Below are 24,974 nucleotides of genomic sequence, written 5' to 3' on the forward strand. Positions count from 1 at the left end.
GAGGGAGTTGCCAGGTGTTTTTCCAGTCGGCGATGGCGGTGGTGTCGCCGAGGGCGAGTTGGAGGAGGTTGATGCGGTCGCCGCCGGGGCGATGGGGGGCGGTGAGGGTGATGTCGAGCGTGGTGGTGGTGGACGAGGCGATGAGGTCGGAGGGGAGGGGGGGCGTGGTGAGGGTGTGGAATTGCTTAAAGGTGGTCTGGTCGCGGAGTTCGGGGAAGGTGGCGACAGGCCGGCCGTTGACGCTGACGGCGAGGTCGAGGACGGCTCCGGATTCGTTGACGGTAATGAGGCCGATTTGGAATGGTGCGGTTGCTGCTGCGGCATCACGTGGTTTAGGGAGGGGGAGGCGCAGGCGGAGGGTCTGCGCGGCGCGGGAGGTGGGAGCGGTGCGGAGGACCTCCTGTTGTCCGTAATACCAGTTGCCGAGCCGCCAGACTTGCGCGGGGGCGACGAGCGCCGGGCGGGCGGCGGCACCGGCGCGGAGGAGGGTGAGGCCGGGTTGTTGGTCGATGCCTCCGGCGGGTGGTTGTAACGACATGGTGGATACGGTGGTTGCGGCGGAGGAGGGGAGGGGGACGGGGGCGGGTTGTTGCCGGCCAGTGAGTGGATTGCGGGGGCCGAATCGGTCGGGTGTGAGGGCCTGGCCGGTAAGGCGGACTTGGGCGATCATGCCGGTGAAACCGCGGGTGATGGGCGTGGCGGGGGTGACGGGGTCCTGCTTCATGCCGCCGATCCAGAGAGGGCGGTCGCTGGGGCCGATGGAGGTGTAGCCGCCGCCTGCGAAGGTTTTGCGGCCAAGCCCCGTCCCCTTGTCAACAGAGCGTCCGTCGATGAAGAGTTCAATGGAACCTTGGCGAAGGACGCCGGCGAGGTGGTGCCAGTTGCCGTCGTCGAGGGCGCCGTGGGCGGGAGCAGAGACGGCGTGGAGGCGGTTTTCCTGCCAGATGTTGAAACGGAGGCGGACACCGTCGGCTTCGGGAAAGAAGTCGAGGGAGAATTGTCCTTGTTTTCTAACTACAATGCCGCGGTGGGGAGAGGAGGAGGGGGGGAGTTTGATCCAGGCTTCGATGGTAAGGTTTTCTCGCATGGCGCCGTGGAGGCGGGCGTGGGGGGCGGTGGCGGCTTGCGTGCCGTCGAGTTTCCAGGCGGGAGCGCCGAAAAAGACATCGGGTGCGAGCGTGGGGGCGGTGGTCCAGGCAAGGGGGGCGATGCCGCCGAGGTCGGGGATGCTGGTGATTTGTGCGACGTCGGTGGCGGCCTGCCACTGGCTGACAGGCGCGGCATCGGTATTAACCGCTCCGGCTCCAAGGGGAGCGAGGGGCAGCAACACGATGGCAAATAGGAGTCGGACGACCGGGAACCTCATGGATGGATTTTTGCTTACAAACGCATAAACGGATGGGGAATCTTCGCCATCGGCAGGAGCCAATGGTTGCGATGCTGCTAATATCCGGGAGAGCTATCCGGCAGGCAAGCAGGCCTGCGCAAATGCAGCGGAACTGATTCAGCCAGTTGAACAGAGGGATGGAGGACGGCCTGAGAGTCAGTTCCAAGGCTCAGAGAAAACATTGCCCTTCATCGAACGTAGTCGCCGATGATGCGGCGGCTGTCGCGCACGCCGCAGTCTTGACGGGTGATCCGCCAAGCCCGGTAACCGAGCGATGTCACGGAGGGACCTTCAGACGGCCGATCCAACTTGGCCATTCCGCAGGATGGCGTCATCCGGTCACTGCCCTGCGTATTCGGGCAGGCGATTGTCTGCGAGAACGTGTCCGAATTCCGGATCGCTGGCGAAAGCGCGCAAAAAAATGATTTCACCAGAAGAGGTATCGCGGGAAAGGATACGGAGGGTTTCGTTGTGTTCCGCCATCTGGCCAACCAACTGGCCAATGGTGACGGAGTCATCCACGCGATGGATATGGGCGATCCGGGCCAGAAAGCGCCACGGGCCGGCCAGCAGGTTGTAAAGACCGGAAACATGCGGACGGCAGGCTGTCAGCACAAGCGCTCCGGACGCTGCGGAAAATACGGCCGGGTTTTCCGATATGACCCTGAAGACGATGGCGGGAGAAGCGGAGGCATCTTGCGTCCGCTGGCGGGCGTCCGCGAGGCGATAGATGGCGCTGAGCGGCCAGTCAGCTCTGAGCGGTAGCGGAGAGAGCACGGTGGCGTTCATAGACTGACGAGACTGGGCAAACATGAGTCCGCTGGAGGAGAAAAATAAACCGCAGGCGGGTTAAGTTTGCGTGACGATTGCCGGTCGCTGGCGATAGGTGTGCTTTGTTTCCAAATCGTAACGTGGCGGGCCTTTACTTTCCAGCGCAGGAAAGTCGCCTGTCCGGTTGTTATGTCACGACGCATGCCTACCACTGCGGACACGGAATTTCCCTTCGATGCCGCCAGAGCCGCCAAAAGACGGCTTACGCTGCTCGAACTGATCGACAATACCGACGGGGCGCTGCGACCCGGGTTTGTGTTCGACGACTGGATACGGGGACTGTTCTCCAAAAAAGGACTTAGCTCGCACGAACGGCATCTCTACTACGCAGCGTTGATGATGTGGCTGCGCATTCGCAACTGGTGTCGTCCCGTGCTGGAACTCGATCCCGACACCGGGCTCGCCCTGATCTGCCTGGCGCTGCCGCCCGGCCAGGTGCGGAGCGCTCTCGCCTCCGACCTCGCCCTCCCCGAAAGCGAGGCGGGCCGCCTGCCTTCGCCGGATGCGCTGGCGACCGTCGCCCCGGATTTCGCTCCGTTCAACCTCGCGAAGTTGATGCCGTCCTGGTTCACCGATCAGGCGCTCTGGACGTTTGCCGACGACACTCTGGAGCGGTGGTTCACCCCGACGCCGATGTGGCTGCGGTGCCGGCCCGGCTGGCGCGACATCGCGCGCGACATGATGGAAAAGGAGGGACAGCCCACGCAGGTGCATCCGTTGATCCCGGACGCCCTGGGCCTGCCGCCGGATACGCTGGTGAGCAACCTGCGGGCGTTCATGGGCGGACTTTGCGAGGTGCAGGACATCGGGGCGCAGGCCATCATCGCCATGTCGGAGCCGCAGTCGGGCGAGGTGTGGCTCAATACGTTTGCCGGTCTCGGGCGGCATGCCCGGGCGCTCGCCGATCTCGTCGGGGAAACCGGGCGCGTGGACGCCGCCGACACGCGCCAGAACGAGTTGTATTCCCTGATCCCGGGCAACGATCCGCATGCGCGAAAGAATATCCAGATCGTGGATACGAAGGGGGGGGGGGGGGGGCTTACGACGGCGTCTTTGCCTTCGCGCTGTCGTCGTGCTCCGGACTGTTGCGGCATCGCCCGTGGCTGCTGCACCAGATGTCACCCTCGACGCTGAACGATTTTGTGGGGGCGCAGCACGACCTGCTGCGCGAGAGCGCGAAACAGGTCCGTCCGGGCGGCCGGCTGGTGTATGCGGTGACATCCGTCTGCCTCGCCGAGACCAACAACGTGGTGGAGTTGTTTGCGGAGACGCACCCGCAGTTCGAGGTCGTGAAACCGGCGCTCGCGGACCGGCTGGCGCGGCTGGCCGGGCTTGGCTGGCGGATTCATCCGGCCGACCTCGACGGCGACGCGCGTTACATGGCGGTGTTCAGGAGACGCGCGAAGCCGGCCGGCGTTGCAAAACGAAAAGCACCGCGCTGCTGAGGAGCGTGGCGCAGGTGGCCATTGCCATCGCCCGGGCCATGTTGCCCTGCTCGAATTGCGTGAAGATGAAGCTGCCCACCGTCTGTACGCCGGGCGGGAGCAGGAGGATAGAGGCGACAAGGTCGCGCATGCACACGACGAAGGTTGTGATCCAGGCCGCCAGCAGCGCGGGCCGCAGGAGCGGCAGCACGATGCCGGCGAGGATGCGCCAGCGCGGCGCGCCGAGGATGGCGGCGGCGTGTTCGAGATTCTGGCCGATGCCGCGCATGCCGGTGTCGGCGAACCGGACGGCGTCGCTCTGGTAGAGGGCGAAATACGCGACCAGCAGAATCCAGATCGTGTTGTACACCGGCAGCACCACCCAGGGCGCGTTCCACGCGAGGATCATGCCGACCGCGATGACGATGCGGGGCACGATGCGCGGCAGCAGGCTGAGCTGGTCGGCGAGGCGGGCGAAAAAGCCCGGATGCCGCGACATCGCCCAGGCCGCGAGCCCGCCGACGAGCACGCAGACCGTGGCCGTGATGCCGCCGAGCAGCGCGCTGGTGCCGAGCGCGCCGAGCCCGTTGCCCTCGGCGGAAAACGACAGGAGATCGCGGTAATGCTGCAGGGTCCAGACCGGGGCGCCGGCGTTCCAGCGTTCGACGAGGCTGGCCAGGACAATGACGCCGAGCGGGAGCAGGCCGCTGATGACAAAAAGAAAGGCGAAGTAACCCTGGACCGCAGCGACGCCAGCCAGCCCGGGCGTGCGTTGCGCCGGGGAGCCGGGCCGGGTGCGGATGCCGCCGTGCCGGGCGAGGAGCCGCCGGGTGGCTTGCAGAAGCGCGATGGCGGCAAGGCAGAGGAGCAGCGAGAGCGCCGTGGCCAGCGGGATATTGACCGGCCAGTTGGTGACGAGCGCGTAGATCTCGGCGGGCAGCAGAGGGAGGTTAGCGCGGGGACCGAGGATGGCGGGGACGCCGAAGTTGGACATCGCCTCGACAAAGACCAGCACGCCGGAGTTGAGGATGGCCGGGAGCAGGAGCGGCAGCAGGATGCCTGCCCAGATGCGTGCCGGCCGCGCGCCGAGGCTGGCGGCGGCATCTTCGAGGCGGGAGCCGAGATTGAGCAGCGCCGCCTCGACAGCGAGCGCCACGCCGCCGAAGCAACCCATGACCATGACAAAGGTCACGCCCCAGAAACCGAAAAAGGCACGTTGCAGCCAGGGCGGCACGCCGCCGGTGTTGTCCCAGAAACCGCCCGGCTGCATCAGCAGGATATAGGCGAGCGCGAGCAGGTACGGCGGCGTCATCACGGGCAGCAGGAGCACGATGCGCGCGAGGCGTTTCCCAGGGAAATGTATCCGGGCGAGCATGACGCCCGCCGGCAGGCCGAGCAGCCATGCGCCGGCCGTGGTGGCGAGTCCCCAGAGGAGCGAGTTGCCGAGCATCTCGCCGAGGCCGGGCGTGCGGACCATCGCGGCGAAGGCGCTGAACGCCCCGTCGAATTTTCCGGCCAGCGCTTCGGGAAACACCGACTGCACGGCGAGGATGGCGAGCGGGTAGCCGACGGTGACGAGGACAAAGCCGGCGGCGAGCCAGAGCGGCCAGAGGGTGAGGACGGACGAAAGGCGGGAGGCGGGGCCGGAGGTCTTGAGGGTCATGGATCGATGAAGACCGCGCGCTCGATCTCGTATTGGAAACGGCGCATGGCGGCGGATTGCGTGGCGAGTGCGGCGGAGGCTTCGAAGGGAAAGGCATGGGCCTCGCCCGCCGCCCGCCGGACCGGGCTGGGCGGGATGCCGGTCCGCGCAGGCAGGAGGTGGACGCGAGCGGCCTCGCGCTGGGCGGCTTCGCCCAGACAATAACGGACAAACGCCGCGGCGGCGTCGGGCTGGCGGGTGCCGGCCAGCACGGCGGCGGGACGGGTGACATACACGCCGCCGGATTTCGGATAATAGATGCGGACAGGTTCGCCGCGTTCGACTTCGCGCAGGACCACGTAATCCACCGCGCCGATCACGGCTTGATTGGCACCGGTCATCAGGCCGGTGAGGGCCTGGGCGTTGGCCCCCGCGATTTCCAGTCCGTGCCGGCGCGCCTGTCGGAAATCGCTCCAGCCGGCCTCGCCGCGCGCGAGCAGCCAGGCCATCACGAAGTCGCCGGAGGCGCCGCTGCGTGTCGGCGACGGCAGGCTGATCCGGGTGTTTTTCCCTTCGGCCGAGGAGGGATAGCGGCTTTGCAGGAAATCCTCCCAGTCCCAGCCGCCGGCGGGCGGCGGCGGATGGTCGGCGCGCAAGGCCACGCCGATGACGGCGGCGGCCATGCCGTAATAATAACCCTCGGGATCGTGCCAGTCGGGATGCCCGGGCTGTTCCGTCGGCGGCAGCGTGACCGGGAGCAGGCGATGGCCTTGTTTCAGCGCCTCGGCGGCCACGCGGCTGGCGAGGATGACGACATCGGCGCGCGGATGAAACCGCTCGGCTTCGAGCTTGGAAAGGAGCTGGCCGGTGGTCGCGGTGAAAAGCTCCACCGGCATGCCGGTGGCTTCCGTGTAGCCGCGGCAGATGCGCTCGGCGAGCGGCCGGGGGCCGGCGGAGTAAACCACGAGTTTGGCCGACGGGCGCGCGCAACCGGCAAGGAGGGCGAGGCCGAACGCGGGAAGGATGGCGAGGGTCGCCCATTTCATTCGCGCACCTCCCGCAGGTGGCGAGCCTCGAAGTCGGCGACGACCGGCGTGCCGGACTCGATGCCGGCGGAGGCGAAACCGCGAATGAAGCCGATGCCATCGACATCAAGGGTGATCTCGTGACGTTCGCCGGTGAAACGCGAGCGCGTGCAGCGCCCGGGCAGGCGTTTGGCGCCGGAGGCTGCGGAGGGTTTGCCGGCGGCCCCGAGCGGGCGGACCGTCACGACTTCTTTGCGCAGGGCAAACACGCCATGCGCGACCGAGGTGCCGGCGAGGCTGTTGACCGCGAGGCCGGAGTGGAAGCCTGCCGATGCGGAGGGGGCGGAGGTTGTCGTGGCGGGAGTGCTTTCATGCGCGTGAAGCTCCACCCAGCGGCCGAGCCAGGTTTTGCCTTCGCGGCGGACGAAGGGTAGCAGGTTGGCACCGCCGAGAAAACCGGCGACATAACGGGTGGCCGGTTCGCGGTAGATTTTTTCGGGCGTGTCGAGTTGTTCGATCACGCCGGCGCGCATCACGGCCACGCGGTGCGCGATGGCGAGGGCCTCGCTTTGGTCGTGGGTCACGTAAACCGCCGTCATGCCGAGGGTGCGAATGAGGTGACCGATCTCGTCACGCAGTTCATCGCGCAGGTGGACGTCGAGCGCGCTGAGCGGTTCGTCGAGGAGCAGCACGCGCGGCTCGACGACGAGGGCGCGGGCAATTGCCACGCGTTGTTGTTGTCCGCCGGAGAGCGTGGCCGGCATCCGGTTGGCGGCGGCTTCGAGCGACACTCGGCGGAGCGCTTCGCGGACGCGGGCTTCGCGATCAGCGCGGGAGACGCCGCGGATTTTCAACCCGTAGCCGACGTTCTCGCCGACCGTGAGGTGGGGCCAGAGACTGAAATCCTGGAACACCATTGCGAAGCGGCGACGGGCCACGTCGGTGAAGGCGCCGGCGGCGGCGTCATCGAGCGTCTCGCCGGCGCAGCGCACGCGGCCGGTGTCGGCCCGGAGAAAGCCGGCGAGGATGTTGAGAAGGGTGGTCTTGCCACAACCGGAAGCGCCGAGGAGGGCGAGGCATTCGCCGCGGGCGAGCGTGAAGCTCATGCGGTGCAGGACAGTGGCGCCGCCGAAGGTTTTGCTCACGTCGGTGCATTCGAGAAAGGCGGCGGAGGGATCGGCAGGAGGCGGAGGTGTGGCGGAGTCGGGCATGCGGACGGAATGCGTGCGAGTATGGGAGAGGTAGGTTACAAGTGTGTTACGAACAGGTGTGATTCGGGTGACGATTTGCAGGAGCGGGCGGGCACGGGAACGGATGGAGGGGAATCATGCCTCGCCCGCGACGATGCGGACGGGGCCGGGATGTTACTGGCATTGCAGGAACCCTGACTTGGGGAAGGGGGGGGGGGGAGGGGGGGCGTCATCGTGCGGGCAGAAACTCCGCACTACGGGTTTTTCCAGCCGGGCAAATGGGCGGCTTCGGGCGAGCGGGCGAGGATCACGGCCTCGCGCACGGCGCGGGCGAAATCGGCGTCGTCGGTGTCATCCCACTGGAGTTTTCCCCGGAAAAAATCGGCCCAGAGAAACTCCTGAAAATACACGTTCTTGCGCTCCTCGAAGCCGCCGGCCTCCATCACCGCCCACATGAGGCCGCGCCAAGGGTTGCTGCGCAGGTCGAGGAGCGTGGTGGGCAGTTGCGCCGGCGGCAGCGGCGTGCCGTCGTCTGGCGAGCCGAGGTAGGTGTAGCGATGTTCGATCATGCGCCGCCAGAATTCGTCAGGCGAGAGACTGGACCAGTTGGCGAGGATGTGGCCGTAAGCGGTCTTGTCGGGCTGCCGGGAGTCGATGAGACCGCGCAGGGTGTGGTGGCCGTCGGTCATGTAAGGCATGCCGCCGGGGCCGATGACAACGGGTGTGTCTTTCTTTTTCAGATACGCAACGAGTTTGTCGGGCGAGAGGGCGCCGATCGTGGCGGTCTTGAAGGCGACTTCACGAAAGCCCACGGCGAATTGTGTGGGATGAAGCCGCCGGGCGTCGATGGTGACGGCGGCGCCAGCGGGAAGGTCGGGATGGAAGGGGACGTAGGTGGTCTCCCCCCCTTGTCCACTCCGCAGCACGGAGCAGAGGAGAACGATCAGCGGGAGGCCGAGGAGGAAAAGATAGTGACGTTGGTTTCTCATGCTGGCAGGCAGGACGAGTCGCTCGGAGCTAGAGGCTAGTGACTAGAAACTAGACTCCGCCTCCCGGTGACGTTTGGGCCGGAGGGCGGAGTGATGCAGGTTAGTTTGTTGTTTACTTACTATGGTGTGAAATCCGGGGCGGAATCGCTCCGGAAAGTGTTTATTGCAGCTACATCCCCTTGGCAGCGTATGAAAAAATCTGCCAGACGATGTCAGGTTTGTCCTGTTGCCCCAGACCACTTCCGGAGGGACTTCCGGCGAGGATGTAGCTTGTCTTGAAGCTGCGCACGCTCCCGTCCGCAAACAGCAGGTTGGTTCTCTTTCCGTAGCGCGATCCTACGTGATTGGCCTGCCCACGAGCGCGAAATACATCGGAGCCACCATTTTGGTTAGCATCCAGTTCGCTGTTTTCAGTCCTCCCCTCCGCCATCAGCGGGATCACCGTGGGAGAGCGAAGCCCGCTCAAGAGCACAAAATCGACTCCTCTTTCCCGAAGAGTGGAGCTGCCTACGCCGTGCACTTTCGCCGCATCTGAATTGTAGAGCTGTGAATTGATGAAATAGCACATGGGGATCATGTCCGCCGTGGAGCCGGTGCCCGCCTCCCGCAGGCGTGAGCCAGGCGAGTAAAAGAGCGTCCGGCGGAAAGTCCGCGCGAACTCATCCTTCTCCGCGCGACTGGCGCCGGGCAGCCAGTCCTTGAGCGGGCGTTCGTTGGCGTAGGGCGGCAGCACATTGAACCAGGCATTGGCATTGTAATCCGCTCCCACATCGCTCCACCACGCAAAGTCTTCTTTTTCCAAGCTTCCCGACTTGCCCTTCGAAGTGCCTTCCGTCGGAAGGCGGTTGCGGTTTTCTACAATATAGAGGCCGAAGGCCACGCCCCATTGCCGCAGGTTGCTGGCCGAGGCTGCACGATTGGCCTGCATGCGCACCCGGCCGACGACCGGGAGAAGAATGGCGGCGAGAATGCCGATGATGGCAATGACGGCGAGCAGCTCGATGAGCGTAAAACCTCGTTGTCTGAATGAAATAATCATAACGGCCTCAGACGCTGTTTTTTCTCCGCACAAAGTGAGCCGAAAAAGTGTTACGAACAGGTAACATCTTTACTCGCATTGAGGCATGACGGAACACGACATGGCGGCAAAAAAGTCCGCCTCCCGGCGATGATGCCGGGAGGCGGAGTGATGCGAATCGGATCGTGGCCTGCACCGTTTCAGCAGTGCGATTCCCCACCCGACTTATTTGGTGATCTGTACGTATCCGCTGCTGAAGCCGATCGTGCCGCCGCCCACGATGGTGACGGAGCTGATGTCAGCCGTGCCGGTGACCGCGAACAGGTTGTAGGTGCCGGTTCCCACGTTGCCGGTGTCGATCGTAGCGGTGCCGAGATCGAGATTGCCGTTGATGGTCAGGACCGGAGTGGAGCCGTCCACCACAATCGTGGCATTGGAGGCATACGCCACGCTGCCGACGACGGCGCCGGTGCCGCTCAGGCTGGCCGGAGCGGCCGCGCCAACCGTGGCGCCAACGGTGATGTCCACCTCGCCGCCAATTTGGCCGAGCACGGTGTTGATGACGGTCGCGCCGTTGAGGAGCGTGAACGTGCCGGCGTAGCCGGTGGCCGTTCCCGTGATGACGACGGTGCCGCCGCCCGTGCGGGTCAGGTCATAGGAGCCAGTGGAGGACAGGTCGCCCGCCAGAGTGAACACCTTTTCCTGGCCGTCCACGTGGATGTCGGAGTTGGCTGTCACCACGACGCCGGAGAAGAGGGTGGCCGAGTGCACGCCTGCGGCAGGATCGTAGCGGAGACCGCCGAGGATGCCGAGGCCGCGATCATCCTGCACATTGCCACCGATGGCGCGCTGGGTGCTGCCGAGGTAGACCAAGCCGCCGAATCCGTATTCGACGCCTTCTCCGTTGGTGGAGAGGCGAAGCTGGCCGCCTTGCTCCACCGTGATGGAGGCAACGCTGGCAAGCGCCGCCGGGGCGGACACATCGAGCACGCCTTGCGACACCGTAACCGTGCCGGTGAGGGTCTTGGCGTAGCGGGAGAACCGCAGGTAGCCGCGACCGCTTTTCACGAAGTTGCCCGCGCCAGTGATGTCTCCCTGGAAGCGGGTGTCGTTTTCAACCCATTCGCCAACCTCGTCGTCGTAATACACATCGTCCGCCTGGTTGACGGTGAGGGTCTTGCCCGAGGCAATTTGGAGGAAGGCGTTGTTCACGCCGGCTTCCGCCGGATCGGGCGAGTTGCCGTCGAGGAGGCTGACGGTGGAGTCGGCATTGAGGATGAGCGTGCGGGTGTCCTCGTCGTTGGTGAAGAGGAGCGGGCCGCTGCCGAGCGAACCGGTGGCGGGCACGACGAGCGTGCCGTTGCGGACGTTGGTGCCGCCGGTGTAGGTGTTGCCCGCGCTGGCGAGCGTGAGCGTGCCCTGACCCTGCTTGCGGAATCCGCCTTCACCAGTGATCGCGCCGTTGAGCGTGAGTGAACCGGTGGCGCCACGGGCAAAGATCTGGTTGCCCAGATCGGGACGGCCCTGCGCGTCGAGGTCAGCGCCAGTGGGGATCACAAGGACCACCGGGTTGGCGAGCGTCACCACGAGATTGGTATCGGTGGCCAGCCAGCCGCCATCGAGGGTGATGATCGGAAGGTTGGTGAGCGCGGAGCCAAACGTGTAGAGACCGTCACGATTGAGGAGGAGCTCTCCGTAGTCGAGGTTGTCATTGCCGTTTTCATCCTCGGTCGCGGGGCCATAGACTTTGATGGCCTCGGTGTGGGTGAGGATGCCATTGCGGGTCACGGCCAGGGTGCCTTGGACAATGGCGGTTTCGCCCGTGTAGGCTTTGGTCGTGGTCTGGAATTCCTGCAGGCCGACGCCCGTCTTGATGATGTCGCCGTTGCCGATGATCGCGCCACGGTAGCTGACGTTGCTGCCCTCCTGCTTGAGCGTGAGGACTGCGCCGTCGATATTGACCGTGCCGGATTCGGAGCCGGTGAGGCCGCGCACGGTGAGATTACCACCGAGCTTGAAGGTCGTGCTGTTGCCGAGATCGACGCGAGCGGTATTGGAAACAGTGAACGTGGAGGCGGTATTCACCGCGCCCTCGTAGACCTTGAGGTCGCCGGTAAGGTTGGCATTGCCGCCGAGCACGAGTGTGCCGGCGCCCTGCTTCACGAGATCGGCGCCGTTGATTGTGGCGGTGATTGTGGCGGTGTGGGCGCTGTTGGGAATGTTGACAGTACCAGAAAACAGAAGATTTCCAGAACCATTGGCGAGCGTCACGTTTGTAGCGCCAAATTCGATACCATTAACAACGAAATTTCCATTCACTGAAATCGTATTATTGGCATTAGAAAAGACGGCCTTTCTGCCACTGATCCAATTATCGCCATCCCAGTTGGCGCTCGACCAGTTGCCGTTGCCACCATCCCAAGGTAGCTGGACCCCTCCCGTAGGGACAGCCTCAATCTCGATGTCGGTGATGCCGAGACCGTCGCGGGTGCCGCTGCCGCTGTTGGTGGAATACTGCCAGCGGAGGTAGGCGGTGGCATTGTTGGCCAGCGGACTGGGCAGGACGATGACCACTTCGCGCTGGCTGCTGTAGGCGGGCAAGTTGCCATCGTAGGCGATGTTGCCGCCGGCGTTGATCGGAGCCACCCACACGTCGGAGTCGGGCACGCTGCTGAAGCCGCCGGTCGAGGTGTTGTATTTGAGACGGATGGAGTTTTCACGGGCGCCATCACGCCAGATGGCCGCTCGATACTTGACGCGCAGCGCCGTGATCGCGTTGCCGGACGTATTCTTGATCTCAGCGAAGAGGCGGGAATCGCCCAAGCCGCTGCCTTCAAGGATGCCAAACCAGCGTTTGTTCAAATCCTCCGTGCTGGCCGGGTCTCGGAAGGTGCGGAAGCCAATGGTGCCGTCGCTCCCAGTCACCGTGCCGCCAGCGCCTCCGGGAACGAAAGGCGGCGACGATTGCTCCGCCTCGGCAAAGAAGCCATCCGGGAGAGAGCCGCTGGTGCCGTTGAACCCGGAAAAATCCTGGGTGTAGGTCCCGCTGCCATTCCATGCAATTTGGGCGGCCAGTGGATTGAACGCGAGCAAGCTCGCGGAGAGGAGCATGAAGCTCCGGGTCATGTCTTTATTCATGATGTTTTCTCTGGTTTATATTTGTTTGTTGCCTGACGATGCCGGAATGGGGCTGGCGCCCGCCTCGCTCCGACGCACGCACTATCGGGAAGGGCCTCGCCGGGCGAAACGAGAATATCGTTACAGTCAGGTTAATTTTGCGGCCGGGTGCAGTGAATAACTTTTTAATGCATTCGTTGATTGTGTATTGCGGAAGATCGGCGTGAACGATTTTTTGGAGCCGGAAGGGGCTTGACAACATGCGGGAGGAACCCGGATCCTCGTCTTTATTAATCGGATACGATTCCAGCAATGAATTGACCTCCAACGGGAAAGACTGCGCTTCCGAAAAGCATCCGAGCGCGAAAAAAATGCCGGATAATTTTCCAAGCAATGGAATTATGAATACAGCTAGAAATGCGTTTCCGTAACCTGGTTTTTACATTGGCCGCTGCAACCGAACCCAAGAACCACGGATGGCTTGGATTGGCTGCGCCAAAACCGAAGGACCCAAACAGTAACCGCAAATGAACGCGAATGGTCGCGAATAAAACAATGAATCCAGCCTCCTTATTCGCGTTTAGAGCATTTTTTAAAAATTTGAATGGCCACAAAAAGGCACAAAAATCCAAGCTGACGACGAGGCCGCCCCGCGCGCCTATAGGCGCCTGCAACGTCTCATCCGCTCCTGGATTTTTTGTGCTGCCTTTTCGTGGCCATTCTCTCCTCCCGTTGCGGCTCTGCCGCCTCAAGAGATCCGTGGTTAAAAAATCGAACGTACCACTGAAAACGTCGAGGAACCTATTTTCATAATTCCGTAAAAACTCTGTGTCTTTGTGTCTCTGTGGTTAAAAATCGGTTTTTGAGAAGTTCCCATAAGCCTGCCCAGTGTCTGGTCGCCAGTCTCAAGACGCTAGTTGCCAGGATGCAAAAAACCCCGCCCCGGAATCAACCGGAGCGGGGTTGTATTCATTCTGATATGACTCCGACCAAAATCATCCTGCCGCCATCCGGCGGCGGCGGATGACCAGCACGCCGGTCAAAGCCAGTCCGCCGAAAATCGCTACATAGGTGGCAGGCTCGGGCACTGCGGCCGCGGATACAGTTAATTTCAGATCGTCGAAAAACATCTCCGGAAACGCGCCGGCTGCGGTCGGATTGGCAGTGATTCGAAGCCACACTGACTCGCCTTCAATCGTCTGGGCGGTGCCGACCACACTCTTCCATGCGTCCGATGCGCCGCTGCCCTCTCTGATCCCATTGAAAAAGCTCAGTTCCACCTCTGTAAAAGTAACACTGTCCCAACTTATGGAGAGGGTGAAATAGTCGCTGACATCAGGGAAGGCGCCAGGCGAGAGACCGCGGAACAGGAATTCGATGGCGAGGGAATCGCCGACATGGTCGGTCAGCGGTATCGCGTTGAACTGATACCACTGCGTTGTAGTGCTGGAAGTTGAGCTAAACTCGGAAAATCGCAGCAGGTTGCCTCCCGAAGCTCCGTCTATACCATCCCAGGAGCTGTCGGAAGAGTAAAAACCGAAAAATGGATTCTGGATTCCTGTGCCTAGATTGGTTACAGTATCTCCAAACCAGATACGGTAAGAACTTGCTTCAACATTGCCTCGGTTATCTCCATATTGTGAATACAGTCCTATGTTGTTTCCGCTCGGACTGGTGCTTCCGAATGTCTCGAAGAAAACCACTTCAGTGGTCTGGCCGAAGGAGACAGTGAGGCAGGCAATGCCAAAAAAGGAAATCAGGGCCAGCGGTCTGAATTTCGGGAATAATTTCATGGTAATTTCGGAAGAGAGTCAGTCAGGCTTGTATCCGCATGTTTCGGCGGCGCAGGACGACAAAAAGTAACGCACTGGCAGCCATCCCCAGGACGTACACCGCAGGCTCAGGCACGGCTGCAGCCGTGATCGTCAGGGAATCAATGCGAATCGGAGCGCTGTATTCCTCATAAACGCTTGAGGTGCTGTATGCTCCCGTCTCCTTCAGAAGTGACGTATCCTGGAACCGGAGTTGCAGCTCGGTGCCAACCACGGTGCCCAGATCCGCTTCCCATATCGTCCAGGGCCGGGTGGGATCGACCGTGGTTCCGGGTGTGCCGATATCCTTCTGGTAGAGCGTCAGCTCCGACCAGGAGACTCCACCGTCGTAACTGGCCTCGAACTTTACATAATCGTTCAGATTGGCTGTCAGTTCGCGTGAGGTCGCGACTAGGTCTCCCCACTCATCGGTCTCGGAGGTGAACGCGGGGTAAAACCCCGCCCCGCCATTGTTCGCAGCCCAGCCGATGAGCGCCGATAGTTGCAGGGTTAGCGACTGACCAATGACTGAAGACGTATCAATTCCCGAGATACCGAGTCCTCCTCCAGCTTTGGCGATTACAAAGTGAGCATCAGGAGCGATGTTGGGGGTATACCCAGCATTCTGATTGGTTCTCCAGTTATTCCGGGTCTCTACTTTTACAAACAGACCTGAGGTGGAATAATTGTAGTAGGCTACATCGGGTGCCGTGAAATTGGCAATCAGCTCATTGAAGTTATAGTTAGTAGTCCCCGGATCAGTCCAGGTAGCGGTGCCAAACGTCTCCTCGTAGATAACTTGGGCGGACGCGGTGGCGGCCGAGACGGCGAGCAGCGCGCCAAGGGCGGCGCTGCGGACAAGACTGATGTGCGTGTTGTTCATGTTTGTAATGAATGAAGGTTGATTGTAACTGAATTAATGGTACAAATTGGGAGAGGCGTTTATTATCGGTATAAGGAATTCCAGACAGCCCAGATGACGTCGGGTTTGTCGGCGCGGGGGTAATTGCCTCCGAGTTTTTTGACGAGGTAGGCGCTGTCGTAGGTGCGCACACTGCCGTCGAGGAAGACGATGTTGGAGCGCTGTCCGTAGCGGCCGCAGACGGAAAGACCGTCGCCCTTGGCCCGGCCTTCGCCCCCGTCGCTGCCCTCGGAAGGTTTCTCGGCGTTCCAATCGAGCACCGATTCGGTCATGAAGGCGATGCGGGAGATCGGAACACTTTCTGGCAGGAGGCGCAGGGACATGCCGCGCGAATCGTTGCGGACGGCCATGCTCTCCTTGCTCTCCTTGGTGTAAATCTGCGAGTTCATCATGTAGCAGAAGGTGGGCAGGGAGCCGAACCCGCCGCCGCGGTATTTTTCCACCGGCGCGCCCGGCGCGTAGAACATGCTGTTGCTCGCCATGTAGGAGGGGTGGAGATTGTCGGTGGCGCGTTCCGAATCAGGAGTGGCGCTGAGCGGAAGCTGGCCGACATAAGGAGGCAGGGCGTTGAACCAGCAGGTGGCGTACTGGGGATCGTCGATCTCGTTCCAGCGGGGAATGTCGGCGGTGCTTGCCACGACTTCCCAAGGAAGCCGGTCGCGCGAGTCCTGAAAATACATCTGGAGGGCGATGCCCCACTGGCGAAGATTGCTGGCCGAGGCGGCGCGCCGGGCGCTGGTGCGGACCTTGCTGACCACCGGCAGGATGATGGCGGCGAGGATGCCGATGATGGCGATGACGGTGAGCAGCTCGATGAGCGTAAAGCCGGAGCGGATACGGGAGCGGCGGGCGGCTGGCCCAGCCACCGACCGGTGTGTGGTAGTGGTGTCGTGAGTTGGTGTGGTGTCGTGTCTGGTCATGTCTGAACGGGCTGTGGTGCGCCCGTGAAACCAGCGAAGCGACGGAGCAAAATTCCGAAACAGGAAGATTGTTACAGGAAGGTTAAATCTGTTTCGCGAGAGGTCTGGTTTCTTTTTTAGTGATTCGTAATTGGTGAGTTGGGTTTTTGGGAGAAAGTCGGAAAAAGTGGATGTCAAAAGGCTTGACAAGCTGTCGGGAACGGTCGGGTCGCCTGTATTAGTCATTGGTTCTCAAGGCAGTTAGCGGGCGGTTTCGATGTTCACGGGTTTTCCGGGGAGCGGGACCGTGCCGAGCGTCTGACGGGCGACGGTATCGTAGATCACCAGCGTATCCGGATCAGTGATACCGATGGCGACGAGCGCCGGGTGGCCTGGCAGGCCGGCGATGCGGACGACTTTGCCGGGCATGGGCACGCGGGCGAGTGCGGAGGAGTCGCCAGAGGCGGCGCGGGACACGTCGATCAAGATTAGGTCGGTGCCGGGTGTGGTGATGTTTTCAAGGCTGTCGGCGAGGCGGCGTTTGCGCTTTCCGGATACAACGGTGGCCACGGTGTGGCCTTCGTCCACGAGCACGGGATAATCGCAGCCAGCCTCAACGGGTAGGAAGGCAACGCGGCGGCGGGCGGCGACGTCGAAGACCGTGATACCGCCGTCCTGCGAGGCGTTGCTGACGAAGGCGAGGGTGCGCCCTTCGTGCGGGGCGAGGATCACGCGGTCGGGGAACGCCGTGCCCCATTGGCCGGCGTCGGCTCCGGTGGGCAGGTAATCGGGGTTTTGCCATTTGCCGGCGAGCGCGGCGTCGAGATCGGCGAAGGCGAGCGCGCCGTAGAGGTCGAGCGTGACCAGCAGGGTGTTCGATGCGCGATCCACGCGGATGACTTCGGGCGAGGGGCCGGCCTCCTTGTCGGAGAGGTGCAACTCGGGGTGGTTGCGGGGGAGGGGGAGGTCGGCGACGAGCGAGAGGTCGGTCGCCTTGAGGATGACGATGCGGCTGCCCTGACGGCCTTTCTTGCCGTCTTTCTGGTGGCTGACGAGCAGGAGCTCTTCCGTATCCATAATCTGGATATCCTCGGGCTTGTGGCCGGGCGGGGTAAGCTGTTTGCGGGAATTCCAGCGGTGGGTGATGCGGCCGGAGGCGAGGTCGATGGCCACGAGGTGGCCGTCCTTGCCGCCGACGAAGGCGCGGTCGCGCCAGATGCGGTGCTCTTCCGGAAGGAAGTCGAGGGTGACGAGGATAGGCGGCGTGCCGGCGGAGGCTTGCAGGTCGAGGAGCGCGAGGTTGGGTTCGCCGCTGCTTTCCGTCTCCGCGTTGAGGACGGCCCGGCGGCCGTCGCCGGAGATACAAAGCTTGGCGGCATCGCGGAAGGACGGGGCGCGGAAGAGGACGGTGGCGGCATCGGGGGCGCCGTCGGCACCGAGCACGACGCGGGCAAGCCCGCCGTCGTCTCCCGACCGGAAGGCGACAAAAACGCTGTCAGCCCACGGGGTGGACAGCGGTAGGATCGCGAGAAAAATCGACGCGAGGACGGTGAACGGGAAACGGAGACTCAGACGGAGGCGCGGGTGATCGTGTTGGTGCGAGTGGCTGGTGGTGGTCATGCCACACACACGATGCGAGACGATGGCGGCGGGGCGGCGGCGGAATTGTCACGATTTTGTAATATTTTTGACGCCGTATCTTCGCCATGCCGGTGCCGGTCGGTGTTGTGTATTCGAAATTTAATGACGGTTTCCTGTGCATGTCATCGCAGGTCCCTCGTCGCAATTTCATGGGCTGAGGTTGGGTTGGAGTTTCAACTTACAACAGCATATCGTAAACTGGCGGAGAGGGGGGGATTCGAACCCCCGGTAGGCTGTTACACCTACAACGCTTTAGCAAAGCGCCGCTATCGACCACTCAGCCACCTCTCCGGAAGTGGAGCAACAGAGGCAACGAACCGAAAAAAAAAGTGCAAGGCCTTTCTCCCCCTATTTTCACCTCCGTTTTCCCTCCTCTCCGTCACAATCAAGCCCGACACCCATCCGCATCAGTTGGATTTTGAAAATAATCCCCTTTGCACCGATGCATTTATCTGTCCACACATTCTCTCAGCGATTTCTAAATCCTGCTTCCCCTCCTCATCTATTTTTCCTAACTCAGTCACCATGCAAACGATCGGCGAACGCCTCGAAGAAGCCCGCAAACGGAAAGGCATCTCCATCCGTGAAGCCGCGGAAGCCACCAAAATCCGCAGCGACTACCTGCACAAATTCGAAAGTAATCAATTCGATATCAAGCTCCCAGATATATACTTGCGTGGTTTTCTGCGCAATTACGCAAATTTCCTGAAGCTTCCCGGTGATCGCATCGTGGCCGATTTTCAGGCGCTCGGTTTTGGCGAGGTGCGCTCCGCAAAGGCTCTCAATCGAGAGGTCTATGGCCGCATGGACATCTCCGCGTCCAACGCCAAGGCATCGGGAGATGAGGCGCCTTCCTCCAACACCGCCCCCGGGCTTCCCCCGTCAGCGGCAAATGCGACCGCGGAACAACCGCCGCGCAAACTTGCTTCGGGACCCGCCGCAGCTTTGCCGGTCACGGCTCGGCCTTCTTCTGTCGGCTCCAGCATTGCCGGACTCAATCTTAACCGGGGACTGCTCTTGAAAACCGGCACGCTCATCGCGGGTGCAATTCTCCTGCTGATGCTTGTCGTGTGGGGCGGGGTCGCTCTTGTCAGGGGGAAAAAGAGTCCGGTGCAGCAACCGTCATCAAATCCGGCCTCGGCAGCCTCGACGTCCGTGCCGACGCCTGTGGGTGACTTCGTGTCTCTGATTGTAACCAACCGCCCTACCAATCTGAAGGTCACCCGGGTCAGCGATGGCCAGGTTCTCTACCAGAGTGACACTCCGAAGCCGGTCGGTTTCTCCGTGCGGCTGTCGCGTGAACTGGTGACGATTACCACCGATGCGGCGGAAAATATTGCCATTGATTACCGGGGGCGCCGGTTCAGCCATGGCCAGGTGGGTCGTAGAGAGTTTCCGGTTGATCTGAACTCATCAATCATCCGCTAGTGATGTTGTGCCATGCGGGATAAGTCGGTTCCCGCTTGGCGTGGAGGCACGAGAGACTCTTAGTGGCGGGCTTTTCCATGATCTCCATTCGCCATCTCCTGCCTGCCGTGGTTTTAGGTTTTGTGACTTGGGTTGCGGCTTCCACCCAGCCCGCGACTGCCCCGGCGATCTCGTTCAGTTTGTCCAGCTCATCGGCCTCGATTGCGATTGCCGATGCTCCGAGTCGCAATGTCGTGCCTCTGACCCGTCTGGCGGCGCGCGATGCGTTTTTTGTCGCTTATGTCGCCGATGTGCCGGGCCTTCTCGAATGCGTGGAAAAGAGTCCGTGGGCGCGGGGGTTGAATGACCCGATGTGGGACAAAACAATGACGGTGCTCCGCCCCAAGCTGGCTTTTCTCAGTGGATGGGATGGCGGCACGTTCAAGTCAGCCTCCGGATTATCTGCACTCGATCTGTTGTCCTGCGCGAAGGGGGATGCGGTGCTGTTTATCCCGCAGTTTGAACTGCCGGGCAAGTTGGGTCTCGACGTGGACAAGATGTTGGGTGCGACGAAGGGGGCCGGGGCGGTGCTTGCCTTGCGCGTGGGAGAAGAGGCGGCGCGATTGCGCAAGCTTTTGACGGAGGCGGCAACGAAAACGCGAGGCGAGGCCGTGCTTGTGGCTGTCGAGCAGGTGGAGGGCGCAACGATCCACACCGTGACGGTGCGGGAAAAAAACACGGAAACAGGCGCATGGGAAACGACGGCCACGGTTCACTACACGTTTGGCGGGGTTGATGGAGGCGTGTTTTTGGCAACGTCGGGCAGCAAGGCTTTGTTGCAGGCTTCGCTTGCGCGGCTGGCGAGGGTGTCGGCGGACGGCGGTGCGGGGAGGGCGGACGTACAGGACGACATCACGGCGCATCCGGGCTATGTGGCGCTCCGCGATGGGACTCCGGGGACGCAGGTGGTGGCGTTTCTCAACTGGCAGGCGATTTATCCGCGTCTTGCCGCTGCTGTTGATCAAAAAAGCGGAGCGGGAGAGGACGGCGAAGGGGGGGGGGGGGGAGCGGTCAATTTGCTGATTCCACAGGGCGGGCATGTCCTGCGGGCGTTGGGGCTGGATGTGATTCAACATGCGGGGATCGCCGTTGCGATTGGCGCGGCTGAGATGCGTGTGGATGGCGTGCTCGCCTACACGGAGGAGCGGGGGTTGATAAAGCTGCTTGCATATGAGGCGGGGCCGGTGGCGCGTCCGGATTGGGCGCCGTCCGCTGGATTGGTGCAGATCAATTCGTTCAACTACAACTATGCGCGTGCTTACGCGGGGTTGGAGGGGATGATTGGCGAGGCGAGTCCGATGCTTTTGGCGATGGCGCAGGGGTATTTGGGGCAGATCAACATGGCGGCAAAGGTCGATCTCAAACGCGACCTGATCGGGAGTCTGGGCAATCGCTACGTGACGTGCGTGATTGCACCAGGCGCGGGTGGTGCGGGCGGGACGGGGCGCGCGGCTACGATGGATGAGGCGGACCAGTTGATGGGGTTTTCGTTGCGCGATGCCGCCACGTTTGAACGGGCGGCGCTGGCGCTGACCAAAATGTTTGCGCGGAGTGACCGGGCTTTGTGGACGGAGCGGGTGTTGGGCGGGACGAAGATTCGCAGTGTTGATTTGGCCGGCACGGCAGATGGCGGCGCGGGTGGCGAGGGCAAGGGGGTTCACTTTGCGATCACCAAGGATTGGTTGTTGGTGTGCATCGGGCGCGCGGGGTCGCTGGAGGCGGCGCTGTCGGCATCGGACAAAAACGTGGCGGTGGATGGGACGGCGGCGATGACAGGCGGCCGGGTTTCGTTCTGGCAAAGTCCGGCGGCGGCGGAGTCCTTCGCGCGTGTTCCATTGCCAGCGGAGGCAGTGGGTGTTTCCTACACCGATTTGCCCCGGATGTTTTCACTATTGGCCGGCACGGTGCTGGCCTCGGTTGCGGAAGGGGAGGGGGGGGGAGTCGATCCTTCCGTGCTGCCGTCGGCAGCCGATGTGGCGCGCTTCTGGAGTTATGGCCTCTCCCACGTGAAACGGGAGTCCGACGGGCTTCATGGCCAGACGGTCATCGTGCATCCGAAGTGATGCAAATGACGCGTGTCGGCGGGGGGGGGGGGGGGGGAGGGGAGGGCGCGGCGATGGGAGCAGTGTGGGCGGCGCGGGTGGCTACGTTGTTTCCGAATTCAGAAGGGAGGCCTGCCAGGGGAGGAGGATTTCGTTGATCTTGGCCGGTTCGCGGGCGATTTGCACGAGTTGGGAACGGTTGGCGATCAAGGTGGGTTCGAGTTTGAGCTTGGTGGCCACTTTGTCGCGGGTGGCTTTGATGCGATCCTGGCGGGCGGCTTCCTCAAGGGAGAGTGATGTGCGTTCAGTGCGCGGGCGGCGGGGGAGGCTCTGCGGGTCGCGGGCGATGCCGGCGGTGAGCGCGGCGTGAAGCGAGGGGGCGAGGCGCGAGTGGCGTTTGCCAAGGTTGATCGTGCTCATGATGAGCTCGGGGGAATCTCCGCGTTCGGCGGCGAGGGCGATGCGGGCAAGAAAGTCGTTGTTGCAGACTTTGAACGGGGGGACGTCGATTTTTTGCGCCCATTCTTCGCGCCAGTGCCAGATGGCGTGCAGGGCGCCGATTCCGTGGCCGCGGAGGCGGTCGGCGGGGCCGATGCGCCAGGCGTGCTCGTCGTCGTCAGGGAAACCGATGGAGCCGGATTCGATCTGGCGCCGGCATTGCTGTTCCATCCATTCCATGCGCCCGAGGCGGGAGAGTTCGCGGGTGAGGATGTCGCGCAGGGCGGGGAGGTGCCAGACGTCGAGCGAGGCGTAGTCGAGGAGCTTGGGGGTGAGGGGGCGCTTGGACCAGTTGGCTTTCTGGCCGCCTTTGTCGAGGGTGACGCCAAAGTGTTCGGAGAGGAGGGCGGCGAGGCCGATGCGCTGGCGGTTGAGGAGTTGGGCCGCGAGCATGGTGTCGAAGAGGCTCTTGGGGCGAAATCCGCAGAGGTCATGCAGGAGGCGCAGGTCGAAGTCACTGCCGTGCATGACGAGGTGCTTGGTCGCGAGCTTTTCCCAGAGCGGCTTGAGGGGCAGGGGAGTCATCAGGTCCACGAGCCAGACTTCGCCGTCGATCAAGAACTGAAGCAGGCAGACGCGGGTCTGATAGTGGTACATGTTGTCCGCCTCGGTATCGAGGGCGACTTCCTTGACCCGGTCGAGCGCGGCGAGGAAGGGGGCGAGTTGGGCGGGCTGGTCGATCAGTTGGTAGGTGGGGGGGCGGGCCGGCACTTTGACGCCGAGGAGACAGCGAAGACGACGTGGAAGGATGCGTGAAAACAGGCGCTTGGGCATCGATTGACGAGAAAAACGGAAGAGATAAATGGAATAGTTCGTCCGGGGCGAGCCGGAAGGAAAGGGAGAGGCTTGAGGCAAAATTCGTGCAATGGCGAGCGCGCACTTATTCGCCTGACAAATTTGAGAATGGGTGAAGAAACAAAGCCTCCGCCCATGTTTTCTCCCAAGGATCACGATCTCGCTCTGCCCGATTGGGGGCCTTACTCAAATTGTTTCGTAGGCATTTGTGCTTCCCGTTGCCTGCGTCGGTGGCGACGGACAACGTGGCGACGGTGCGGGGGGGGGAGGGGAGGCTTTGGAGGTAATTGAAATATGAATACGAAAACGCGTGTGTCATTGCGCCAGGTGGCGGCGAGGGCGGGAGTTTCGCACTCGACGGTGTCGCTTGCGTTGCGTGCGCATCCGAGCATCCCGGCGGCAACGCGCGAACGGCTGCTGGCACTGGTTGAGGAGATGGGCTACCGGCCCGACCCAATGCTGACGGCGCTCAATGTTTATCGGCAGTCGCGGCGCGGGGCGGCGTTTCAGTCCGTGCTGGCGTGGTTGAATGCCTTCGTCGAGCGCGACATGTTGCAGGACAATCCCGACTGCGTGCTTTACCGCAAAGGGGCGGAGGCGCGGGCGCGCGAGGCGGGTTTTGTGCTGGAGGAATTTTGGTTGCGCGAGCCGGGCATGACGCCTGCGCGCTTGGCGCAGATTCTTACGAGCCGGCAGATTCAGGGGGTGTTGCTGCCGCCGATGCCGGTTGCGGACACTTCGCTGGGGATGCCGTGGGAGCGTTTTTCGGTGGTGGCTTTGGGATATTCGCACCAGCCGGTTTTCCATACGGTGGCGAACGCCCAGTATCGCGCCACGCGGCTGGCGGTGCGCAATCTTCACCGACTCGGTTACCGGCGCATCGGGCTGTTTACGTGGACGGAGTATGAGGACCGTTCGGACTGCAATTTTCTTTCGGGTTACATCTGCGAGTGTTCGAGGTTGGGTGTGCCTTCGATGTTGTGCTCGGTGGACAGCCAGCTCGACCGGCGTGAGCGCGACGCGGTGTTTTACGAAACATGGAAACGCCAGACGAACGCGTGGATTATGCGCGAGCAACCGGATGCCTTGTTGTTGCCCGACCCGATTGTGGCCGAGCGTCTGGGTTTCGGGGGCAAAGGACGTCCGGCGGGCAAACGTCCGGCGATGGCCGTGCTGGCGCACTACGCGCAGCATCCGTGGTTTGCCGGCATTAACCAGAATCCGGGGCGCATGGGCGCGGCGGCGGTGGACCATCTTATTCACATGATCCAGCGCAACGAGCGGGGGCGTTCTGATTTGCCGTTGCGCATTTTGGTCGAGGGAGAGTGGCGCGAAGGGGCGTCTGCGCCGGGGGTGGAAAGGCGCAGTGATATGAAATGTATCACGAAGCGCGTGGATGCAGGATTGGGATAGGGTTGTTACGCAAGCGTCGGTAAACGGAAAAGTGCGCGGTGTCAGTGGTGATGACTTTGGCGTGGGGAAACATTTCCGAGAGGCGGACAACGGCTGCGTCACAAAAATCCATCTGCGGATATTTTGCAGACAAGGCCCGGAGATGGGAAATGTGCTCAGGAAGGAGAGGAATGATTCTAAGCGCGCCAGACTCCACCATACCGTAGAGCTGATCGACTGCCTCTTGGGAGGAACCTAGTTGCCAGATAGTTTCAGCAATGACGGCTTCGCATGTGATCAATGGTGGCTCCAACAATTCCAAGACGCTCACGCTCCATGCGTGCCATTGGTCCCTTCGGTTTATCCACCCAACGAGCGGGCCGGTGTCGGTAATATAGTCGGACATGGGGATGCTTGGGAAAGTGCGTGTGCCTGCGAGGGGGGGGGGGGGAGCCGTTGAGTTCGTTTAACGACTGAAACCTTCGCGAGTGGAGAGATTGCGCGGTCCAGAGTAGATGCCTTTGGCCGAGGCGGCCAGTTCCCCAAATGTCCGTGTCGGTTTAGCGTTCAGCAAAAAAGTTTCGCCGGTTTTCCCGTCATGGATTTCCACGGTTTGTCCTTTGCGGGCAGCCGCTTTGATTTTGGGAAATTCACGGACGAGTGACCGGGTGCTAACCTTCATGTCAGACACGGTGTTTGACATGAGTTAGGTGTCAACATCGGTGCCTCGGTGCCGGATGCCCGGTTCTTCTGTTCAAGAGCTTGCCATCTGCCACAGACAAACGCTGGTAAACGGCCCCTCCCCCCCCCCCCCACCCATGAATACTCACCACGGAAAGTGACGTGGCATTTGATTTCGTTTTTTGCGCTGGCAGGGCTATCGG

Annotated in this window: 20 protein-coding genes and 1 tRNA gene; 5 read left to right on the forward strand and 16 right to left on the reverse strand. The window is 62.2% G+C overall.

What is annotated here, in order from left to right:
- Window positions 1-1,366: LamG domain-containing protein (locus OBACDRAFT_RS17335; protein WP_043587854.1), on the reverse strand; the 1,366-nt coding region annotated here is incomplete at its 3' end.
- 360 nt (window positions 1,367-1,726) lie between these two features.
- Entirely contained in the window at window positions 1,727-2,164 is a 438-nt protein-coding gene (locus OBACDRAFT_RS17340) for a hypothetical protein (RefSeq protein ID WP_198529932.1), read from the reverse strand.
- Between the two features lie 195 nt (window positions 2,165-2,359).
- Between OBACDRAFT_RS17340 and OBACDRAFT_RS17345 the strand changes: the two genes are divergently transcribed.
- On the forward strand, window positions 2,360-3,352 hold the full coding sequence (locus OBACDRAFT_RS17345; RefSeq protein WP_232767328.1) for an RsmB/NOP family class I SAM-dependent RNA methyltransferase: 993 nt from the start codon (window positions 2,360-2,362) through the stop codon (window positions 3,350-3,352).
- Window positions 3,304-3,663, forward strand: coding sequence for an RsmB/NOP family class I SAM-dependent RNA methyltransferase (locus OBACDRAFT_RS30065; RefSeq protein ID WP_232767330.1), 360 nt, complete (start codon window positions 3,304-3,306; stop codon window positions 3,661-3,663). Before OBACDRAFT_RS17345 ends, OBACDRAFT_RS30065 begins: the two co-directional genes overlap by 49 nt.
- Here the strand turns inward: OBACDRAFT_RS30065 and OBACDRAFT_RS17350 are convergent.
- The 11 genes from OBACDRAFT_RS17350 to OBACDRAFT_RS17400 form a co-directional block, all read right to left on the reverse strand.
- Window positions 3,608-5,305, reverse strand: coding sequence for an ABC transporter permease (locus tag OBACDRAFT_RS17350; protein WP_043587856.1), 1,698 nt, complete (start codon window positions 5,303-5,305; stop codon window positions 3,608-3,610). The two genes, OBACDRAFT_RS30065 and OBACDRAFT_RS17350, sit on opposite strands and share 56 nt — an antisense overlap.
- The gene (locus OBACDRAFT_RS17355) at window positions 5,302-6,330 is read right to left on the reverse strand and encodes an ABC transporter substrate-binding protein (RefSeq protein ID WP_043587859.1); all 1,029 of its coding nucleotides are present in this window, start codon (window positions 6,328-6,330) and stop codon (window positions 5,302-5,304) included. Before OBACDRAFT_RS17355 ends, OBACDRAFT_RS17350 begins: the two co-directional genes overlap by 4 nt.
- Window positions 6,327-7,520 carry an ABC transporter ATP-binding protein gene (locus tag OBACDRAFT_RS17360; protein WP_043587862.1) on the reverse strand — a complete coding sequence of 398 codons (1,194 nt, stop codon included), beginning with the start codon at window positions 7,518-7,520 and terminating at the stop codon, window positions 6,327-6,329. Before OBACDRAFT_RS17360 ends, OBACDRAFT_RS17355 begins: the two co-directional genes overlap by 4 nt.
- Window positions 7,521-7,753: 233 nt before the next feature.
- A complete protein-coding gene (locus OBACDRAFT_RS17365; RefSeq protein ID WP_043587864.1) occupies window positions 7,754-8,488 on the reverse strand; it encodes a ParB-like protein in 735 nt (244 codons plus the stop codon).
- 169 nt (window positions 8,489-8,657) lie between these two features.
- On the reverse strand, window positions 8,658-9,527 hold the full coding sequence (locus OBACDRAFT_RS30865) for a type II secretion system protein (RefSeq protein ID WP_052362190.1): 870 nt from the start codon (window positions 9,525-9,527) through the stop codon (window positions 8,658-8,660).
- A 204-nt stretch (window positions 9,528-9,731) separates the two neighbouring features.
- Window positions 9,732-12,644, reverse strand: a complete 2,913-nt coding sequence (locus tag OBACDRAFT_RS17375) for a beta strand repeat-containing protein (RefSeq protein ID WP_043587865.1) — start codon at window positions 12,642-12,644, stop codon at window positions 9,732-9,734.
- Between the two features lie 974 nt (window positions 12,645-13,618).
- Window positions 13,619-14,416: a PEP-CTERM sorting domain-containing protein gene (locus OBACDRAFT_RS30070; RefSeq protein WP_043587867.1), complete on the reverse strand. Its 798-nt coding sequence runs from the start codon at window positions 14,414-14,416 to the stop codon at window positions 13,619-13,621.
- 22 nt (window positions 14,417-14,438) lie between these two features.
- Complete coding sequence (locus OBACDRAFT_RS17385; protein WP_043587869.1) at window positions 14,439-15,317, reverse strand: PEP-CTERM sorting domain-containing protein; 879 nt, start codon at window positions 15,315-15,317, stop codon at window positions 14,439-14,441.
- A gap of 62 nt (window positions 15,318-15,379) precedes the next feature.
- Entirely contained in the window at window positions 15,380-16,276 is an 897-nt protein-coding gene (locus OBACDRAFT_RS25705) for a DUF1559 family PulG-like putative transporter (RefSeq protein ID WP_081722167.1), read from the reverse strand.
- Window positions 16,277-16,516: 240 nt separating this feature from the next.
- The gene (locus OBACDRAFT_RS17395; RefSeq protein WP_052362192.1) at window positions 16,517-17,875 is read right to left on the reverse strand and encodes a hypothetical protein; all 1,359 of its coding nucleotides are present in this window, start codon (window positions 17,873-17,875) and stop codon (window positions 16,517-16,519) included.
- 220 nt (window positions 17,876-18,095) lie between these two features.
- A tRNA-Ser gene (locus OBACDRAFT_RS17400) sits at window positions 18,096-18,187 on the reverse strand.
- Between the two features lie 234 nt (window positions 18,188-18,421).
- Here OBACDRAFT_RS17400 and OBACDRAFT_RS17405 point away from each other — a divergent pair.
- Window positions 18,422-19,324 carry a helix-turn-helix domain-containing protein gene (locus OBACDRAFT_RS17405; RefSeq protein ID WP_043587871.1) on the forward strand — a complete coding sequence of 301 codons (903 nt, stop codon included), beginning with the start codon at window positions 18,422-18,424 and terminating at the stop codon, window positions 19,322-19,324.
- 77 nt (window positions 19,325-19,401) lie between these two features.
- Entirely contained in the window at window positions 19,402-21,426 is a 2,025-nt protein-coding gene (locus OBACDRAFT_RS25710; protein WP_052362193.1) for a hypothetical protein, read from the forward strand.
- Window positions 21,427-21,507: 81 nt separating this feature from the next.
- Here OBACDRAFT_RS25710 and OBACDRAFT_RS17425 read toward each other — a convergent pair whose 3' ends face one another.
- Window positions 21,508-22,677: a ribonuclease D gene (locus tag OBACDRAFT_RS17425; protein WP_052362194.1), complete on the reverse strand. Its 1,170-nt coding sequence runs from the start codon at window positions 22,675-22,677 to the stop codon at window positions 21,508-21,510.
- Window positions 22,678-22,992: 315 nt separating this feature from the next.
- Between OBACDRAFT_RS17425 and OBACDRAFT_RS17430 the strand changes: the two genes are divergently transcribed.
- Entirely contained in the window at window positions 22,993-24,111 is a 1,119-nt protein-coding gene (locus tag OBACDRAFT_RS17430; RefSeq protein WP_052362195.1) for a LacI family DNA-binding transcriptional regulator, read from the forward strand.
- On the opposite strand, the gene OBACDRAFT_RS26890 is transcribed toward OBACDRAFT_RS17430, so the two are convergent.
- A complete protein-coding gene (locus tag OBACDRAFT_RS26890; protein WP_081722163.1) occupies window positions 24,080-24,496 on the reverse strand; it encodes a type II toxin-antitoxin system VapC family toxin in 417 nt (138 codons plus the stop codon). The genes OBACDRAFT_RS17430 and OBACDRAFT_RS26890 overlap by 32 nt on opposite strands.
- Before the next feature lie 60 nt (window positions 24,497-24,556).
- Window positions 24,557-24,793, reverse strand: coding sequence for a hypothetical protein (locus OBACDRAFT_RS17440; RefSeq protein WP_043587878.1), 237 nt, complete (start codon window positions 24,791-24,793; stop codon window positions 24,557-24,559).
- Window positions 24,794-24,974: the final 181 nt, after the last annotated feature.

Origin of the sequence: Geminisphaera colitermitum TAV2, from assembly GCF_000171235.2 — a bacterium.
GTDB lineage: Bacteria > Verrucomicrobiota > Verrucomicrobiia > Opitutales > Opitutaceae > Geminisphaera > Geminisphaera colitermitum.